This window comes from Maribacter sedimenticola (genome assembly GCF_900188415.1).
GTDB classification, from domain to species: domain Bacteria; phylum Bacteroidota; class Bacteroidia; order Flavobacteriales; family Flavobacteriaceae; genus Maribacter; species Maribacter sedimenticola.
The window spans coordinates 62329-83471 of sequence record NZ_FZNV01000005.1 but is presented as its reverse complement, the minus strand read 5'-3'; the positions used below and the strand labels follow the sequence as shown (position 1 = coordinate 83471).

The following is a 21143-nucleotide window of genomic DNA, read 5'->3' as shown; positions in this document are numbered from 1 at the left end:
ATTTCAATTAGTTTAAGGTAATGTTAAGGCCCATTAAAAAGGTTCTTGATACCGGTAAGAAACCACCGTCATACCCAAGGTTGGTATTGTTACCCGTCTGTATTTCAGGATTTAAGCCAGTATATTTTGTAAATGTGGCTAAATTTTGTCCCTGTATATAAATAGATGCCCTTGAAATTCCACCAATGGAGGACAGCAGATTTTCAGTAAAACTATACGTTAATTGAACGTTCTTAATTCTAAAGAAACTACCATCTTCTATGAAATAGGATGATGGTCTACTACTTATCTGGTCGTTGGCATCCATTATAGGAACGGTAGCGTTAGGATTGGCGGCTACCCATGTACTTGGATCGGCAGTGGGATTTGTGGGTTGCCAAGCATCATATAGCGCCCTCCTTGACCTATTTCCCTGAAAGGTGTTAAAATCTGCGAAATAGCGTACGTAATTATAGATATCATTACCCTGTGACCCGTTTCCGAAAATATTCAATGCTAAGTTCTTGTAGGTAAAGTCCAAATTGATACCATACGTAAAATCTGGATGGGGGTTGCCTATAACGGTACGATCATCATCGTTTATGACCCCGTCATTATTGATATCCGCAACCTTTAGCTTACCAGGAGCGTTGTAATCTCCATACTCTGGCCATGCATCCGCTTCTGCCTGCGATTGAAATATGCCAACGGTTTTAAAACCATAGAAAGATGATAACGGAGATCCTGCTTGGGTTACGGTTAATGCCGGAACCCTTCTTGAACTACCAAAAAACCTAGTATCCGCACTTTCGCTTAATTGGTCTACATTATTGGTGTATTGAGAAACGTTAGCACTTATGCCGTAGCCAAAATCACCTTTGGTATCATTAAACCCTAAGGTAAAGTCAACACCTTTATTAGTGACACCGCCCACGTTGAACCTAGGTTCATCTGCTTGACCGGCCGTGTAGGTCACAGGAACTTGGAACAGCATATCTGTTGTAACACGATTCCAGATATCTAAATTGAAGTTTACTTTACTGTTGAACATTAATAAATCCAACCCAAAGTTATTGGACGTAGTAGTTTCCCATTTTGCGTTTGGATTACCAAATGCGCGGGTGGAAAAGCCTATGGTTGGTGAACCTGTGCTACCATCAATTGGATAACCGCCGGTTCCAATATCAGAACGGAAGGTGGTAAATGCATTATAGTCCCCAATCTGTTGGTTACCTGTTTGGCCCCAGCCATATCTGACCTTTAAATCATTGATCCATTCTATATTGCTCATAAAGGTTTCATCAGAAACCCTCCATCCTAAACTAAATGCCGGGAATACCGCACTTCTTGAAGCAGATTGGAACCTTGAGGATGAATCATTTCTTAAAATGAATTGGGCTAAATACCTTCCTTGATAATCATAGTTTAGCTTTCCAAATTGAGACCACAAGGAGTAATCTTGCTCAACGAAGCCATAATTAGTTGAGGTGGTAGCATTACCAAGGTTTAAATAGCTAAGAATATTAGGGGTCTCAAAGGCAAAACGTTCCCTTCTTGCTCCAAAACGCTCTTCAAATTGTTGAATGGATTCTATACCTACATATGCCTGAAAATTGTGAACTTCGTTAAATGTCTTGGTATAACTTAGGGTATTGGTCCATGTCCATTGGTATTCATATTGTTCCCTTGATTCTGAACTATTGATAAAATTACCTTCAACATATTCCGGTTGTGGCCTACCTAAGTCCCTTTCTCTTTGGGCACGCACGTCAACACCAAAACTTGATCTTATGGCTAAGTTTTTTGTAAGCTCGTAATTAGCAAAAACATTACCCAACAGTCTTAATCTATACACGCGATCGTCCTCATTTCTCTTTAATGAAGCATACGGGTTGAAATTGTTACCCAAGTTGGCACCTCTACTTCCTGCAAAGTTTCCTGCTATATCATAGATAGGCAATAGGGGATGATGTTTATATCCTGCGGATACGGCGTTTTGTTCTTCATCATTTTGATATTGTCCTTTAGTATTATCAAAAGAGGCCGTAAAATTCTCACCAATGGTCAGTTTGTCGCCTATGGCCTTGAATTCTGTATTTGCCCTTAAGGAAATTCTATCGTAACTACTGAATTTAGTAATGTAATCTGCCGTAAAATAACCAAGTGAAAATGCGTAACGGGCTTTGTCCGTAGCACCGGAAGCAGAGATGTTATGGCTTTGAATAGGAGCGGACCTAGTTACTTCTTTCCACCAATCCGTATCTGCCGATCTGGTAATGGCGTAGATGTTACCTTCTTCCAATGCATAGAGATTTGGGTCAGTTCCAGCATCGCCTTCATTGGCTCCACTAGGAAATACATAATCCGGTATGGTAACCTCACCATTGGGCCCAAACGTATATTGACCATGACCTGGGGTTTTACCGGCATACAAATCTGCCAAATATAAATATTGTCCCAGCTCCCTGGCGTTCAACGCCTCCACGTCATTGTCCGCAGTTTGCATTCCGTAATAGGTATCATAGGAAATAGTAGGTTTTCCCATTTTTCCTTTCTTGGTCGTAATGATAATTACACCGTTTGCGGCCCTGGATCCATAAATGGATGCTGCAGAAGCATCTTTTAATATTTGTAAGGATTCTATATCATTAGGGTTCAAATTGGCTTGGGCCTGGGTTGGGACCCCATCAATTACATATAATGGGTCATTGTTGCCAACTGTACCAAAACCTCTAATACGTACGGTGGCTTCCCCACCTGGTCTTGCATCGTTAACGATACTGACACCGGCAGCCCTACCTTGAAGTTGTTGGGCAAAAGTGGTGGCAGGTGTAGCTAAAAGCTCATCAGTATCCACAACGGATACTGCACCGGTCAAGTCTTTTTTGGCCTGAGTGCCATATCCCGTAACGACTACTTCATCCAATTTACTGGCATCTTCCAGAAGGGTTACATTTATGGTCGTTTGACTGTCAACGGCAACCTCCATTGTCTTATACCCTATGTAGCTGATGACCAAAATTGCATCATTAGGGGCTTCAATGGTGAAATTACCATCAAAATCTGTTTGAGTACCATTTGTAGTTCCTTTGACAAGAACACTGGCGCCGGGTAACGGCCCCATTTCATCGGATACAGTACCGGTGACTACTGACTGGGGTACCGGCGATTCAATACCTGCCATAACATTCAGTTTTTCATTTGCAACCATACTATGGGTGCAAATGCATGCTACAATCAGTAAAAATCCTTTGCCAAGAAATGATAAGCTTTCTCTGGATTTTACCGATTTAAAATCTGGTTTTTTGTTCATAATAAGTTGTTGTTTAGTTAAATTGTTGATTTATTAATAATTCTTAATCAAGGTTAAAAATTATATTAAATTATCATAATATTAGTTAATATTTTATGAAATAACCAATAATTTACGTTATATTTTAAAATATTGCATTAAGCTATTTAGGAATGGCGTTTATCGTCTATGAGATGTTGTTGGTCGTAAAATCCTACAGTGATAAATGGGGAAGATTACATCTATTGGTTACTAAAATGCTAAATAAATAACGATAATTTAATTAACGGGAATGTGATATTATTCTAAATCTCAATTAGAGAATCCACTTATGGCAGTATTTAACCAAAATATTATCGGTTGGTAAACTTTCTTGTTTTACCAACCGATATTTTAAGGTGTCGTAAACGTATTAATTTTTCTGAAATACCTTTAGGGAATCCCTGTTTTGGGTAACTATATAATATGGGAATTTTTCTTTATTGCTGTTAACGATAGCCATGCTTTTTGAATCTCCAGGTACTAAAAACCCACTTTCCGGAGTTGGTATGGTGGTTAATTTACCGTTTCCTTCATTCTTTATAAGCAAACCGTTAAATGCATCATTTCTACCTATAAATACCTCATTTCCAAAATTGTTTCCAACCAAAAGGATATCTTTTAATGAGTCATTATTATAATCTAGGATAGCTATGTCGTTGATTGGGGCAAATTGAGCTTCTATAGGTAATTCGGAATGACTAAAAGTTCCATTGCCAAGATTCTCAAGAAAAATACTTTTATCAAAATTTGCGGTCAATGTAGTTGCGCCTTTTATTTCACTTTCATTGAAAAGATTTTTGATTGTTGCTTTGGAATATGATTTAAACGAATTGAATTTTGCGCGGAACATAGGACTTTGCCCATTTAAGTCCGCCCAAAAATGTACAGGAAAAGATTTTTGGACCGGATTTTCAAAGCTTTCTTTAAAATAGGAAAATACAACAGGGTCTATGGTACCATTATTGTCAAAATCCTTGGCGATCACCGTAGTAGGTCTTTCCAGTGTTGGGCGGTAAAAATTATTGGTACCTAAATTGCCTATTATAAAATCCAGATCTCCATCATTGTCCATATCAACTTTAGAAATACTTTCCCACCAACCACGTAAATTATCAACTCCCGTGTTTTCTAGCTTTTGAAAACCACTACCATTATTCTTAAAAATAGAAATGGGCATTAGCTCACCTACTACTATAAGATCATCATAATTATCCATGTCCACATCTGCCCAAATAGCATCCGTTACCATACCCAGTTCATTTATTTGGGGAGCTAGTTCATTGGTAACATCTTTTAAGGTTCCGTTTATGTTTTTTAATAAATAACTTTTTTCTGGGGTAGGGTATTGGCCATAAGGTGTTCGTCCTCCAATAAAAAGGTCTGTAAAGCCATCTTTGTCAAAATCATTGGCTATGACTACCGATCCGCTTGAGTTTATTTCAGGTGCTTTGTTTTTGGATTGAGTGAAATTACCATTACCATCATTGAGTAAAAGTTGGTCGTTATAAGATGTGTCGCCCAAAGCAAATTCATTACTGCCAGATACTAGATATAGATCTAAATCGCCATCGTTCTCCAAATCGAAAAATACTATACTCTCTTCTTCAAACTTAAAATCTTCCTCATCGATATATAGAGATCGTTGACTAAAAGTACCGTTGGTATCCTGTGTGAACAATTGTGGCGAAGTTCCGGAAGAACTTCCTATAATGAAGTCTTCCGTGCCATCACCATTAATATCCGCCACGGCAATTTGCGGGCCATTTTGTGTAAGCTTGTGCGGTAACGTTCGCTGAATATTAAAATCTATCTTATCCGTTTCCACATGTTTAAATTGTATGCCAATGGATTTTGAGACTTCCTGGAAAATTGTTTCAGGGAGATTTTGGGCTAGGGGAAATTTTAGTTCATTCAATGAAACCAAAGCTGCATTTGCGTGTTCCAGTACTATTTTTTCATTGGCCTTAATATTGTCCAATTTTTGAAATTTGCCATCTGGCCATAACACCTCCACACTTTGTATTTCGTTATTTTGACCCAAACCAAAATGAACAATATCTTCTACTGTGGACATATAGCCCCTATAGGTATTGTGTTCATGGTACTGAAATGTGCCGTCTGACAATGTTAGAACCAATTTGGCACCAACAGTAAGGGCATTGTTTGCAGTTAGCTTTATGGTCAAAAAATTATGTTTTTTTTGATCTAGCTTATCTGCGGTGTTTCTAAAAAGCAAAGCTTTGTCATTTATATTGTTTACGACATAATCCAAGTCACCATCATTGTCTAAATCTGCAAATGCAGCCCCGTTGGAAAATGATGGAACCCCAAGTCCCCAAGTAGTACTCACATCTTCAAACGTATTATTTCCGTTGTTTTTAAAGGCATAATTGGGTATTTTAATTTTTGGAATAGAATCCAAGATTTGTGCAGGACTTAAATATCTACTAACATTAAACTTAAAATCACCAAAATCAAGGTCGGTAATATCCCTGGGAAAACCATTGGTGATCAAAATATCCTTATAGCCATCATTGTCCATATCTGCAAATAGGGGAGACCAGCTCCAATCTGTTTTGGATACTCCTGCCAATAATCCTATTTCACTAAAAGGAAGATTACTACCATTGCCTTTTTGAAGCATATTCCTAGTGTGCTGATATTCATAGTCATACCTTTCATTAAGAATATATTCTGTATACTTATGTCCTGATAATGTAGTTTTAAGTCTTTGATTGGTTTCTCCAAGCATGTCCAAGGTCAGAATGTCCAGATAGCCATCATTGTTAAAATCCGAGATGTCATTGCCCATAGAGAATTTACTCTGGTGTTTTACCTGCTCCTTGATTTTATTACTAAACGTGCCATCTTGGTTGTTAATGTAAAGAACATCATTGGTCAAGTAGTCATTACTGACATAAATGTCCGGCCAACCATCATAATTCAAATCTGAAATAGCTAAACCTAAACCATAACCTTCTATAGTAATACCTGCTTCTAGGGTAACATCTGTAAATGTGCCGTTACCATTATTTTTGTATAACCTGTCATTACTAAGGGCAGATCCATCAGTTGTTTTTTTACGATAATTTGCAGGAAGTACATGTATATCCACATTGTTTAATACATATAGGTCTAAAAGACCGTCCTTATTGTAATCAAAAAATGTGGCTCCCATACTGTTGCCCGATTCTTCAATACCGTATTCTTCCGCCTTATTTGAGAATACTGGAACTTGGTTATTATTTAATCCTTGGTTAATGAAGAGAAGGTTTTTTTTATTCTCTTCTTCGTTAAGCATTGCAGAACACACATATATATCCAAAAACCCATCGTTATTGATATCCGCAAGTGCAATACCGGTATTCCAAGTATTTATAGATTCTATACCTGCTTCCTTTGAAACATCCTTGAATTTAAAATTTCCCTGGTTCAAGTATAATTTGTTGGGTACTTGATTTCCGCTGAAGAAAATATCTGGTTTGTCATCATTGTTGAAATCACCAATGGCTACACCGCCACCGTTAAAAATATATTCACTGGTAAGAATATTAAAGCTATCTGTCTCAACGATAAGATTATTGAATTCAATTCCCGTTTCAGATGCCGGAAGAGTTTCAAACAAGGTCTTGGGATCTTCTGTGCATGAACATAAAACAAGAAATGTAATTAGAATTGTAAAGGTTGATAGAAAACGCATTTGGTATAGATTGGTTTAAATGACACCCTTAATTTACGCTGAATTTTAAAATACACGGTTGTAAACTTTCATAATTTACTGTATAAACATGTGAAGTAAATAGTAGTATTTAAATTCAGTTAATATATTGTTTTAAAGGTGTCCTATTTAATTCATGATATTTCTGGTTATTGCCCCGTTTACGTCGTAAAAGTCTAGTTCCTTTACGCTAGCGGTCATGAACACACGTGGTGTGAACTGAGAATTGAAACTATTGCCCCAATACACTTCCTGAATTCTTTTTCTTCCATTTTTAAACGTTATACGTGCCTTTACTTCACCATGTTTAAAATTGATAGGTGAGCCTATTCTTTGGTCATTATATTCATGGATTTTCAATGAATCATTATTTTGCGAAGCTATAACCAATTCCTTATTGTCCTGTAAGTGCACATTTACCAATGATTTTGCGTCACCAGGTACCCAAAAATGTGAATCTTCAAGAGATACGGGGCTTAATTTTAAATTACCTTCATTCTTAATTAAAAGCCCGTTGAAAGCATCTGCCATACCTTGTTGTACTTCCATTCCGAAATCATTGCCCACAAGCATAACATCCAAGAATCCATTAGCGTTAATATCTTGTAGCATAATACCGTAAATTGGTGCATATTGACTTGCTATAGGTAATGCATGAATCTTAAATTTGCCACTTCCCATATTTTCTATTAAAGAAGTTTCCATGTAATTGAGTTTAAGTTTTACGGCATCTTGCAATAGCCCATCATTGAACATTTCTGCTAGAGTGGCTGCACCAAATTCACCAAATGAATTATATTTTTTTCTAATGCCAACATATTGTTTGGTAACATCTTGCCAGGGGTGGTACAGATATTCTTTTTTGGTCCCAAGACTATCCCTGAGATAAAATGATAAAAGGGGGTCTATGGTACCATTATTATCCAAATCCTTGGCATAAAGCCTTACAGGCTGCTCTTTGGTTCCTGTGAAATTTAAATTACGGCCAACATTGCCAACTACATAATCTACATCACCGTCATTATCCAAATCTCCAGCAGCTATACTGTTCCACCAGCCATGTTTATCTTGTATATTGGCATTTTCCTTTTGTTCTATGAGGGTTCCGTTTTTATTTTCAAAGAACCTAATGGGCATCCATTCACCGACCAATATTAAATCTGGCCAAAAATCATTGTTAAAATCGGACCATATGGCATCACTTATCAATCCTGGAAACTTTAAATCTGCATTAATTTTGGAAGTAGCATCTACAAATTTTATATCAGTTCCGTTGGATTGATTTTCCAAAATGTACGATCTATCCGCAGAAGGGTAAGAAAATGGTAAAACCCTACTACCTACAAAAAGGTCTAGGTCGCCATCTTTGTCAATATCGGCAGCTTTTACACAATTTGTATTTGAAAACATATTTGGGATAGAATTGGTGGCTTCTGTAAAATTTCCAAATCCATCATTCAATAATAATTTATCCTTATATAATTCATGACCTGCAGGATATTGGGCGCTACCTCTTGCCAAATAAAGATCTAAGTCTCCATCATTATCGGCATCAAATAATAATGAACCGGAATCATCTTCTAATTTTTCATCACTTTTATAGGATACCATAGTTTTTTTAAATGTGCTATTAGCGGTTTGTATAAACCAAGTTTCCTCTTGCCCTCTACTTGCTGCAATGAATATATCGTCTAAGCCATCTCCATTAATATCACCTACAGCGATAGATGGACCATATTGTGAAAATTTATGCGGTATGGTTCTTTGAAAGTTGAAATCGATAAAGTCATCATCCTTAGTGACATGGTTTAAGCCCAAGTTTTGCGAAGCTTTTTTAAAAACCGGATTCTTTTTTAGAAGTGATAATTTGTTGACAGGACGGTACGTATATTCGTTTAGTTTATTAAGAGCAGGGTTTATTTCAAGCTGAATGTCACCATTTGGCCAAATAATTTTTAGGCTATCCACTTTTTGGAATTTTCCTAAACCCACATGGAACGTTTTCTCTGGCTGAGATAAATAACCCCTTCCCGTTAAAAGTGACTGTCGCTGTACCTTATTACCGTAATAAGTTACTATGGTACTACCAAATGCTTCTGGATTTTTTTTATCCCCGGATAGCTTTATTCTTAGGTAATTCTTTTCAGGAAACAATTCGTTAGCATTGTTTTCCAAAAGTAAGACCGGGTCGTTAATATTGTTGATGACAAGATCCAAATCCCCATCATTATCAAGGTCTCCATAAGCCGCACCATTAGAGAATGTACCGAAGTCCAGTCCCCAATCTTGGGTAGCATCATAAAACATTTTCCCCTCTATATTTTTAAAGATGAAATTTGGAATTTTAATTTCAGGTATGGCATCGATCAAGGTTTGTTTGCTTACCAATCTACTTGCCGAGATTCTAAAATCACCAAAATCACGATCGGTCACATCTTTTGGGAATCCATTGGTGATGAGCAAATCTTTCCAACTATCGTTGTCAAAATCAGCAAATAATGGAGCCCAGCTCCAATCTGTTTCCTGTATGCCCATATACATGCCAATTTCACCAAATATGGGTAGACCTGTTTCTGGACTTACACCAAGGTTTTGCTGTAAAGTATTCCTGGTATACTGGTGTTCATATAAAAATTTCTTGGTAAAAATTTCTTTTTGATAACTGCTCGGGCCCTGAAAAAGTTTTTTTCTTTTGTTATAGTAGGGCTGCATTTCTGTGGTAAATATATCCATGCGCCCATCGTTATCCACATCAGTAATATCACTGCCCATGGATGAAAGGCTAAAGTGTTTAAATATATCTCCCGCCTTATTGGTAAATGATCCATCTTTATTGTTGATGTAAATTAGGTCGTTGCTTAAAAAGTCATTGGCCACGTAAATGTCCAACCAACCATCTTCATTAAAATCATGTATGAGCGTACTATGACTGTAACCATGATAGCGTATGCCTGCCTTGGTCGATACATCTATGAACCTTGGTTCTGATATGCTATCTACAAATACATTTTCATATAAAATATCTTTGCTTTTAGAGGTGCCATCATCTGTTAAGGGACTAAACTGATTTGGGTTGATGCCTTCTATACGGTTAACCCCAATAAAAACATCTAAATCACCATCATTATCATAATCAAAAAATTGGGCGTGCGAGGAATATGTTGTATCATCCAATCCATACTTGGAAGCTTCTTCCTTAAAAACCGGAACGTTTTTATTGTTGTTTCCTTGGTTTATAAATAATAAGTTTTTTCTTTGAGTACTATCTTTTCTGAAAGTATTACAAACATAGATATCTTGAAGACCATCTAAATTAATGTCAAGAACTGTGACTCCGGATGACCATTGTAAACTATCTGTCTTACCAATGTTTGATTCCTTGCTTACATCTCTGAATTTTAAATTTCCTTCATTTAAAAACAAGGCATTGTCTACCTGATTTCCAGCTAGGAAAATATCATCAAGACCGTCACCATTTATATCTGCAATGGCTACACCGGCACCGTTGTATACAAATTCATTGTCAATAATATTTATGGAATCATTCTCAAAAATGGGATTGGAAAAATTTAATCCGGTGGTAGTTGCATCAAGGACTGTAAAAAGTTTTTTGGGATTATTATCATTGCATCCCAAGTATAGGAAAAAACTACATAATAGAAATAGGGGTTGTGGTAATCTATTCATTTTCATTATTAATGTGCATATACAAATATGCGGGAACATAAAAAGATTTACAAAGAAAAGGCTACCATGATTGGTAGCCTTTTTTATGTATTCAATAGTGATTTCTATGAATTAATATCCTGGATTTTGTTGTAGGACATCAGAACCAGTAATATCAATTTGAGCTTGTGGAATAGGGAAGTACTCATTTTTCCCAGCTACGAAACTAGCACCACCAAACTTGGTTACCAGTAATGTAGATTCATAATCCAAATATTCATTAAGCTCTTCTGCTGCAACACCCCATCTTACTAAATCAAAGAAACGGTGACCTTCGCCAGAAAGTTCAAGTTTTCTTTCAAAACGTACGGCATCCCTAGCAAAATCTGCATTTGGAAACGACGTATATTCAGAAATTACATAATTTGCGGCATTCTCATCAGAATCATATTCTTTTACCCAATGTTCTGAATTTGCAGCTCTTCTTCTCACTCTATTTACATATTCCAATGCTTTGTCCAATGAACCGCCCGGTGCTTCAATTTCTGCTTCTGCAGCCATTAGAAGTACATCTGCAAAACGGATGATGGTATAGTTCATTGTTGCATAACCACGTGTCCAGGAACTACCATCCGTAAAGCTATTTTCCTGACTTCTGTAATAGATATACTTTTTAGGGGAATAGGGACCGGCATAAGGTTGGCTACGGATCCAAGCTTTACCTGGATGTTCTATCCAATCTAAATAAGGAATACCTCTTCTTCCTATAGCATGATCAATTCTAGGATCTAACGGACCATCATCTTCAACGAACGGTTCATCCGCTTCCAGACCAAAATCATTTTTCACCACATTTTCTGGGTTGTTATATGATTTATCCAATAAAGGAAGTCCGTCTGCACCTGTTCTATATGAATTTGCCATTTCAAAACTTGGTTGAAAGAATCCACAGCAGTTACCAGGACCATCAGGACCGGTATTATAAGGGTAGTTCAAGTCGTCAAAGGCATTTGCATTTTGTACGTTACCCGTATTATTTGCAGATTCCACATCAAAGACGGCTTCTGCATGGTTGTCATTTTCTGCATTGTAAATTTGCGCGTAATCATCTAACAGATCATACTTAAGACCGTTGGATGTTACACCATTTTCAATTACATCGTCAAACAAGTCCTTGGCTTCACCAAATTTTTGTTGGTATAATTTGGCCTTTGCCAAAAGTGCTCCTGCTGCCCATTTGTTTACTCTACCGGCACCGTTTACCGCAGGTAAGTTGTCATAGGCATATTGAAGATCAGATTCAATGATAGCCCAAGCATCACCATTATTTGGCAATGTTGCCAAATCTTCTGGAGCTACGGTTTCATCAAAAACAACAATATTGTTAAAATGCTTTTTAAGGTCAAAATAAAAGTGGCCCCTTAACATTCTAGCTTCCCCAGAAAGTCTTGTAGCATCTGCAGCGGTCAATTCAGTGGAATTGGCAATGGCCGATAACACCTTATTGGCACGGCTTACCCCTTCATACCTACCTCTCCAAAGATTGTTAAAATCATTGTTAGGGTCTACGGGACTGGCCTCATAACGTTGAATGGGATTAAGGGAGCTATAATCCCCTGCATCTGTTCCTTTGTTGGCATCTCCACCAACAACTGATCCTGTGGCCCAGTGGTTAGGACCTTCAAATCTATTTCCAAAAACTCCGTTCAGGGCAGAATATGTACCGATCAATAAACCGTCAATACCTGCCTTGGTACTAACCTGTGAATCTGCAAGGGAGTCCGTTGGGGCTACCTGCAAAAATTCATCGCTACATGACATCGATGCTAGAAGCAACGCGCCTAAGAGTAACGACGTTTTTTTTAATTTAAATGTTTTCATAGTTTACTTTTTCTTAAAGTTACTAAATATTGTATTGTTAATTTTATGTTTTAACTCTTAAATGCCTATTTCTAAGGTAATTGCGTAGCTTGGAGTTACTGGGAAGTTACCTACATCTATACCAAAGTTGGTATCTGGTCCGGCAACTTGTGGATCAAGTCCACTGTAATCCGTAATTGTCCAAATGTTGTTTGCGGATAATCCTACGGAAAACTTGCTAAGTCCCATGCTTTCAACTAAGTCTGCATCGAAATTATAACCTATTCTCAGTTGAACCAACCTTAAGTAGCTACCGTCTTCTACATACCAGGAGTTAGATGCTCCACTCGTACTTAAGTTAGAGGCACTTTCCCAAATTGGGGCAGTTGCATTGTTACCTAATTCCGGTGTCCATGAACCATAAGCGGCCACACCTTTTGCAGAACCTTCAAACGTACCAAAGAAATCAGTAAACCATTTGGATTGGTTGAAAATTTCATTACCTACGGAACCATACCAATAGGTCTGGAACTCTAAGTTCTTATAACGTAAGATTAAATCCAAACCACCGGTAAAATCCGGTACTGCACTACCAATAACCGTTCTATCGTCCGGAGTAATGGCGCCATCACCGTTTACGTCCTCATATCTAAAACGACCTAGGGCCTTATCCGCTTGATCTGGTGAATTTGCAACTTCTTCAGCTGAGTTGAAGTATCCTATTACATTATAACCGAAGAACGTAGAAATGGATTCTCCTACGGAATTACGAATTGGTGCTATACCTCTATAGGCAATGTTATCACCAAAAGCATCAATACCTGGAGCCAAAGCGGTAATTTCATTCTTAAGGAATGAATTTGTACTGGTTACTTCAAAAGAAAGGTCTTCGGTAATATTACCTCTACCAATTATCTGGAAGTCTACCCCTTTGTTGCTCATACCACCAATGTTAACTGATGGTGAAGCGGCGTAATTACCTGCTACACCTGGTAACGGCACTTGGTAAAGAAGATCTCTAGTGTCTTTTTTCCACCAATCCAGGATAAATTCCAATTTATTATTGAACATGGAAAGGTCAAAACCTATGTTCGTTGTTTCAGAGGTTTCCCATTGTGCATTTGGATTTCCAATTCTACTTGCGGCAAATCCTTCGTTGGCACCACTGTTTTGACCATCAATTGGATAAAACGTATTGCCACGATCAGAAGCAAATAAAGAGTATTGGTTATTGGGCGATACGTTGGAATCACTACCCATTTCACCCCAACCACCTCTAATTTTTAAATCAGAAATGATATCTTGGTTTTGCATAAATGGTTCGTCAATAACCCTCCAAGCGGCTGAAACTGCAGGGAAAACACCATATCTTTTGTTTTCACCAAAACGAGATGAACCATCACGACGAAGTACACCTGTTAAATAATACTTTTCGTTAAAGTTATAATCTAACTTTCCAAAAGTAGAAAAGTAGGTAGATCCCTTAAACTGGTTACTTTGGACTACAGGACTCTGCACAACACTTAAGCTTTGAAAATCTAAATCTGTAGAAAATGGATTGATACCAAAACCTGAAATATTTCTACCTCTTCCGGTATTCAATGCCTCTATACCACCAAAAGCGGTCAGCTTATGTTGCCCAAAAAGTTTTTCATAGCTAAAGGTATTTGTAAACGTCCATGAAAAACCATAGCCACTACCTTCGCCGAATGAGTTACTGGCTTCTGGCTCAGAATCCCCTAAATATCTGTAGTTGTAATCTACATAATGGTAATTACCATAACTACCACCAAGACTGGAACGTAAGGTTAAACCTTCTAAAGGTTTAATCAATGCATAAACATTTCCAAATCCACCAATGTTGTATGATTTGTCATCACCATTGTTAAGTTTTAATCTTCTTACAGGGTTTCTTGGGTTGTTGAAACCAGCTGCTTTCGTACTTGCATAGCTGCCAAATTCATCCCTTACCGGAATTATGGTAGGCATTCTAAAAGCGGAAAGAACTTCAGATTCATCATCCGCTACTTCTACACCACCGGCTCCACCGGCAATACCAATAGCAGATCTGTAAGTAACCTGAAAGTTTTCACCAACGCTCAACCAAGGCGTAACGTCCCATTCAGAATTAAAACGGGCTGCGTAACGAGAAAATTCCTGGGCCAGAACTATACCGTCTTGGTTTTGTGCTGAAATACCCATGTAAAAACGACCATTTTCCGTTCCACCATCAAATCCTAAAGAAACCCTGCTCTGGGGTGCTATACGCGTAATTTCCTTATACCAGTTGGTACCTTGTAAATTAGGTCTGATCAAGAACGTGTTATCTGGATCAGATTCATATGCTGCTCTTACAGCGGCTAAATCTACATTTGCAGCACTTACTCCGTTCTGGCCATTTGCATGTAAGTAGTCTGGAATTGTTGGCGTAGCATTGGTACCATATTGCGGATGTGTATATTGAACAGCAGTACCATTGGCGGCTGCATTGTTCTCATATCCTATATGCGTATACCTTGCCATTTCTAACGGACTTAGCATTTGTGGGGCACCGGCAACATTTGGGTCAACAACACCACTGTTGACATTTAATGTCATGGTAGTTTTTCTTTTTGATCTTGATCCTTGTTTGGTGGTATATACTATTACCCCGTTTGCAGCTCTTGCACCATAGATAGAGGCGGCGGCCGCATCTTTAAGTACAGTTGCGGTTTGTACGTCATCTGGATTTATAAAGTCCACATTTCGCGTTGGGACTCCATCCACTACATATAACGGTGCATTGTTACCAAATGAGTTAAAACCCCTAACCCTAATTTGACTTGTAGTACCCGGTTGACCATTTGTCAATACGGTAACACCGGCAACCCTACCTTGTAATTGTTGTTCTATGTTTCCAGAAGGTACCGCTGCTAAATCTTCAGCTGCTACTATAGAAACTGCAGCTGTTGTTTCCCTTTTGGTCTGTACTTGATATCCTGTTACTACAACTTCATCCAAGGCCGCTGCATCTTCAGATAAGGAAGTGTTTATGACGGATTGACCATTTACCGCTACTTCCTTAGCTTGAAACCCTATATAGCTAAACACTAATGTTGCTCCTGGTTGAACATTTAGTGTAAAGTTACCGTCAAAATCTGTTTGGGTACCGTTCGTAGTACCTTTTTCTACCACATTGGTTCCTGGGAGTGGCGTTCCAAGTTCATCTGTTACCGTACCCGTAACTGTAGATTGTACTGTGTTAACTTCAAATTCTGTTGAAGCTTTTGTTTTCTCATTTGCCTGTGCCATTTGGGCTCCAAGACAGATGAGTGCCGATAAAATTCCAGATTTAAAAAAGGAAGACCTTTTTTGGAACTTTACCGACCTGAAATCACGTTTTTGATTCATAATCGTTGTTGTTTGTTAGTTTAAATAAATTTCGGCAAGTTGATTTGTTGTTTAATTGATTGAGCTATCAAATGTTAAAAAAATCAAAATCCGATATAATAATAGCAATTAAATGTCAAATAGGCATAAATCATTTATGAAAATTATGGAGTCCATAATTGGCAATTTTAAAAAACAACTACACGAAAACTCTTGAACTGCCCGTATTTGTTGATTTTTTAAAAAATAAAGCCAAGTAGAATTTATATTTTTAAATGTTAAAATTTTAACATTATAACTGATAATTGTATGTAATTTTTTAAAAATATAACGTTGTAGTTGCGCTTTCTAAAACGTTATAGTGGTGTGTAGAGAATAGTTTTTCCCTATATTTTTAAGAAAACTTATAGTTAAAAAAAATATAAATAAGGCCTATTTCTTTTTAAAAGATTTGCTGGCAAATTAGGATTTTTAATCTTTCATCATAGGTGGTGGTACAAAAGAGATAATTGAATCCGCCTTCCTTTAATTTGAGTTTTTTCCTTATTTCCTTAACGGTATCTGGAAAATTTCTGGTAGTTAAATTGGCTTTGTTCAATTTTAATTGCTTTATGGATTTTTTGGAATAATCCAAAGTTTCCAAAATTTTAAATCGCCTACCTGGAAAACTAATTAATTTGTCCGAGGTATATATATGGGAATGTAAATGCAGTTTATAAAGGGAAAAAGCATTTGCTATATGTTGAAAGGCTCCGGATTTTAAAATAGAAGCATTAGGTTCATAGAGGTATTGTCTAGGTAATGAATAATTAGCGAGTGCATTTTTTTCATCACTTAGAATAAAGTCAAATAGTTGTGGGTTGGCGTCTTTGAAATTTATTGTTTTAATGTGTGGCTCACCGGTATAGTCCTTGTTTAAAATCCATAGCAGCTCCTTTACATCATTGGACACGGCAATAATATGAATTTCCTTTACATGGGCCATTTGGGTAAGACCATTATTAATGTCCAATAAAGGACCTGTTTTTACCATGATGTTGTTGGCCTTGCTAAAAAGAAAATCAAACTGTTCAGTTATATTAGGTTCGCAGTCTTTTAAATAGAAGACTTTTTTGTTATCCTTATCTCTTCTAGAGGGGTCAATAAAAATCCAATCATATATAAGGTCATTGGACCTTAAAAAAGCTACTCCATCCTCATTATGAAAGTCAATATTAGCTATACCCAATTGTTCAAAATTGTGGCCTGCAATTTTTGAAAGCATCATATTTTTTTCAATATGGACTACCTGTTGCATTATTTTGGCAAAAGCATATGTATCTACTCCAAAACCACCTGTTAAATCAATTAATGATGAGCCATGCAATAATGAAGCTTTATAAGCGGCCGTAATTTCTGAAGACGTTTGGGAAAGGTTTAGTTTATTGGGGTAATAGATTTTTTCCGTATTGAACCAAGTAGGTAACTTATGCTTTGCTTTTGCCTTGGATTCTATTTGCTCCACCAATTCTTTGGATGTAATCTCTACAAAAGGGGATTTTTTCAACAGTAATTTATGAACGTCAGTTGATAGATGTTCATTAATGAACTGTTGAACTTCATCACTTAAAACTGCAGGATTCACTAAAGTTTATAGATTTTGCGTGAGTGATTTTACTATTTGATTGTCCGATAAAAATTCTTTTAAAATCACCTTAATTGCGGTATATCCCGGTATGGCAACAATCATACCTACTACACCAAATAAAAGACCTGCAATAATGATGATCAAGAATATTTCCAATGGATGGGATTTTACACTGTTGGAAAAAATAAAAGGTTGGGAGAAAAAATTATCAACTAGCTGCCCAAAAACCAATCCTATTAACACATAGCCTGTCTTTGGTAAGATAATTTCACTAAAATCTTGACCCAAGTTACTGGTCATAGTCAAGGTCAACATCATTACCCCACCTATAATTGGGCCAATATATGGAATGATATTAAACAATGCGCAAAGAAAGGCAATAACCACCGCATTTTCTATACCTACAATGAGCAATACTATGGTGTAGATTATAAATAGAATGAAAATCTGTAACAATAATCCAACAAAATATCTTGATAACAATCCATTTATTTTTTCAATGGAATTTGTAGTGCCTTGTTTTTTATCCTTTGGGACAAATATGAGCAATCCATATTCAAAAAGTTTTCTATCCTTTAAAAAGAAAAAAGAAATAAAGAGTACAGAAAACAAGCCAATGCTTGCCGAACTTAAAACTGTTAGAAATGAGTTTAAAAAGTTGGGAATAAACCCAATATCAAGACCTTCTAAAATATTCCTTTCCAATTTAACATCGTCAATGACATTTTCCACCATATTGGATGAAAGCCCCAAATAATTGGTGATCTGATGGTAAAGGGTGTTAATGCTTTTTTGTAAACCATCTATATCTAAAAGAGATAGGTTTTTACTTTGTTCCGAGAGTAGGGGTATGAACAAGGCAAAAATACCGGCTAAAATACCGACCATTAAAAGCATGGTGATTATTACGGCCAAAATATTTGGAAGTTTTAGCCTAAGCCTAAAAAACCTGACCAAAGGGCTGCCAATAAGTGCCACCACGGCCGCAATGGTCAAATAGGCCAATACGGACCTAATCGTATAAAGAAAATAGAGTAGGAGTACAATACCCACCATTACGCCAACAGCCCTTAGTATTCCTTTAGAAATGGTTTTTGCGGTCATAGTTAATTTTTAAAAGCATAGGAGATGATATTGGCTCCCATTTTCAAGGCAATTTGTCTTATTTCATCTGGGTCATTATGCACGGTAGGGTCTTCCCAACCATCACCTAAATCACTTTCGGAGGTGAACAATAGAACAATCCTGTTATTATGAACAATGGAAAAAGCTTGTGGACGTTCACCGTCATGTTCATGGATTTTAGGTAGCCCTTGTGGAAATTTATATGCTATAGAGAAAATTGGATGGTCCAATCCCAATTCCTCTAAAGGTTTGTTAGGAAACAGCCTTTTTATTTCTCTTGTAATATACGGCTTCATACCATAGTTATCATCGATATGTAAAAATCCACCGGATAAAAGATATGTACGCAGATTTTCTATTTCATCATCGGATAATATAACATTGCCGTGGCCTGTCATGTGTAAAAATGGGTATTGAAAAATAGATGTACTACCCACTTCTACCGTTTCCGGTTTATTTTTTAACGTGGTGCCAATATTGGAATTGCAAAACTTAATTAAATTAGGCAATGCCGTTGGGTTGGCATACCAATCGCCACCACCATTATATTTTAAAATGGCAATTTCTTGTCCATGCAGTATAATGGATGTAAGCATGATAGCTATTAAGACCACAAATTTTTTCATGCCCAAATTTAGTAAATTAGGTAATGGAAAAACTTTTGGGCCTGTCTAGTATTGAAATTATTTCCTTATCCGTTGTTAATTGAGGCGACGATAGTACAAGCTACAATGGCTGCGGTCTCTGTACGGAGCCTTGTATTGCCCATGGCAACGGGTTGATATCCTACGGTGTATGCCTTTTTTATTTCACTTAACGTAAAATCTCCTTCGGGGCCAATTAATATGGTAACATCTTGATCGGCGGCTATTCTTCGTTTTAGTTCATGACGTTCGGTTTCCTCACAATGCGCTATGAACTTTAACCCATTGGTAGGTTGGTCCATAAATTCAGAAAAGGCAATTGGTTCGTTTATTTTAGGTAAATAGGTCTGTAAAGATTGTTTCATAGCTGCTTCAATGACCCTTTGCATACGGTCCAATTTTACAATTTTGCGTTCAGAACGTTTGCAAATCAAGGGGGTAATTTCATCTACCCCTATTTCGGTGGCCTTTTCCAGGAACCATTCATAACGATCGTTCATTTTAGTGGGGGCCACTGCCAAATGTAGTCTGTATGCTTTTGGGTAGGTTCTATTGCAGGAATTAATTTCAACTTCACATTTTTTTACATTGTCTGAAATAATTTTGGCGGTAAACAAGAATCCTTTACCATTGGTAATGTTTAGTTCATCGCCATTTTTTTTCCTCAATACCTTAACAATATGCTTGCTCTCACTGCTGTCAAATGTAAACGCGGTGTCTTTTTCTTCCAGATTTGGATTGTAGAATAATTGCATATGATCTATTTAAACATCAAGATATCACATATCTAGCTTGTGCGGTGATATCTTGCTTTGAAAAGATTTCATTTTTAAACTTATGATACCCAACAATTCCTATCATGGCCGCATTATCCGTGCAGTATTGAAATTGGGGTATATAGGTTTTCCATCCGTACTTTTCCTGGGCATCTGTCAATGCTTTACGTATCCCGGAATTTGCTGACACTCCTCCGCCAATGGCCACTTCTTTAATACCTGTCTGTTTTACGGCTTTTTTCAATTTACGCATTAAAATTTCAATAATCGTATATTGAATTGATGCACAGATATCCTCTAAATTCTCGTTTATGAAATTGGGGTTGTCCTTTGTATTGCGTTGTATGAAATAAAGAATATTGGTTTTTAAACCACTAAAACTAAAATTTAAATCTTTAACCTTTGGTATAGGAAATTCAAATTTATGTGGGTTTCCATTGGCCGCATGTTTATCTATTAATGGACCCCCTGGATAAGGCAATCCCAAGATTTTTGCACTTTTGTCGAAAGCCTCTCCCACGGCGTCGTCCAAGGTCTGGCCAATTATTTTCATGTCAAAATAATCGTTTACCTGTACAACTTGGGTATGGCCTCCGCTAATGGTCAAGGCCAAAAAAGGAAATTTGGGGGAGGTCATCTTTTCGTCCGCTATAAAATGGGCCAGAATATGGGCCTTCATGTGGTTGACCTCTATTAAAGGAATGTCTAAACCTAATGATAAGGATTTTGCAAAAGAGGTGCCTACCAGCAATGATCCCATAAGACCAGGTCCACGTGTAAATGCTATGGCGGATAATTGTTTTTTATCGATATTTGCTCTGGCTATTGCTTGGTCCACAACAGGAACAATATTTTGTTGATGCGCTCTAGATGCTAATTCTGGTACGACCCCCCCATATTCCTCATGAATAGCTTGGGTTGCCACCACGTTGCTTAGCACTTTATCGTTCATTAAAACTGCCGCAGAAGTATCGTCACAGGAAGACTCTATTGCAAGAATGTAAATTGGTTTGTGTTCCAGCATGTTTGGAATAAAATTTGAATA

10 protein-coding genes are annotated in these 21143 nt (G+C 37.2%); all 10 read right to left on the bottom strand.

Annotated features, from left to right (window positions below; genetic code table 11):
* Positions 1–7 precede the first annotated feature (7 nt).
* The 10 genes from CHB68_RS14070 to tsaD all read right to left on the bottom strand — a co-directional run bounded on the left by CHB68_RS14070 (position 8) and on the right by tsaD (position 21122).
* Positions 8–3292, bottom strand: coding sequence for a SusC/RagA family TonB-linked outer membrane protein (locus CHB68_RS14070; protein WP_245838948.1), 3285 nt, complete (start codon positions 3290–3292; stop codon positions 8–10).
* 391 nt (positions 3293–3683) lie between these two features.
* Positions 3684–7013, bottom strand: coding sequence for a VCBS repeat-containing protein (locus tag CHB68_RS14065; protein WP_089261735.1), 3330 nt, complete (start codon positions 7011–7013; stop codon positions 3684–3686).
* A gap of 147 nt (positions 7014–7160) precedes the next feature.
* Positions 7161–10718, bottom strand: coding sequence for a VCBS repeat-containing protein (locus CHB68_RS14060; RefSeq protein WP_089261912.1), 3558 nt, complete (start codon positions 10716–10718; stop codon positions 7161–7163).
* 111 nt (positions 10719–10829) lie between these two features.
* Positions 10830–12578: a RagB/SusD family nutrient uptake outer membrane protein gene (locus CHB68_RS14055; RefSeq protein ID WP_089261733.1), complete on the bottom strand. Its 1749-nt coding sequence runs from the start codon at positions 12576–12578 to the stop codon at positions 10830–10832.
* Positions 12579–12635: 57 nt separating this feature from the next.
* Complete coding sequence (locus CHB68_RS14050) at positions 12636–15947, bottom strand: SusC/RagA family TonB-linked outer membrane protein (protein WP_089261731.1); 3312 nt, start codon at positions 15945–15947, stop codon at positions 12636–12638.
* A 421-nt stretch (positions 15948–16368) separates the two neighbouring features.
* On the bottom strand, positions 16369–17550 hold the full coding sequence (locus CHB68_RS14045; protein ID WP_089261729.1) for a class I SAM-dependent methyltransferase: 1182 nt from the start codon (positions 17548–17550) through the stop codon (positions 16369–16371).
* 6 nt (positions 17551–17556) lie between these two features.
* Positions 17557–18657: an AI-2E family transporter gene (locus tag CHB68_RS14040; RefSeq protein WP_089261727.1), complete on the bottom strand. Its 1101-nt coding sequence runs from the start codon at positions 18655–18657 to the stop codon at positions 17557–17559.
* A 2-nt stretch (positions 18658–18659) separates the two neighbouring features.
* Positions 18660–19304, bottom strand: a complete 645-nt coding sequence (locus CHB68_RS14035) for a DUF4159 domain-containing protein (protein WP_089261725.1) — start codon at positions 19302–19304, stop codon at positions 18660–18662.
* A gap of 65 nt (positions 19305–19369) precedes the next feature.
* Positions 19370–20077 (bottom strand): 16S rRNA (uracil(1498)-N(3))-methyltransferase, encoded by a 708-nt coding sequence (locus tag CHB68_RS14030; protein WP_089261723.1) that lies wholly within the window; start codon positions 20075–20077, stop codon positions 19370–19372.
* A gap of 16 nt (positions 20078–20093) precedes the next feature.
* Complete coding sequence (gene tsaD / locus CHB68_RS14025; protein ID WP_394339890.1) at positions 20094–21122, bottom strand: tRNA (adenosine(37)-N6)-threonylcarbamoyltransferase complex transferase subunit TsaD; 1029 nt, start codon at positions 21120–21122, stop codon at positions 20094–20096.
* Positions 21123–21143 lie beyond the last annotated feature (21 nt).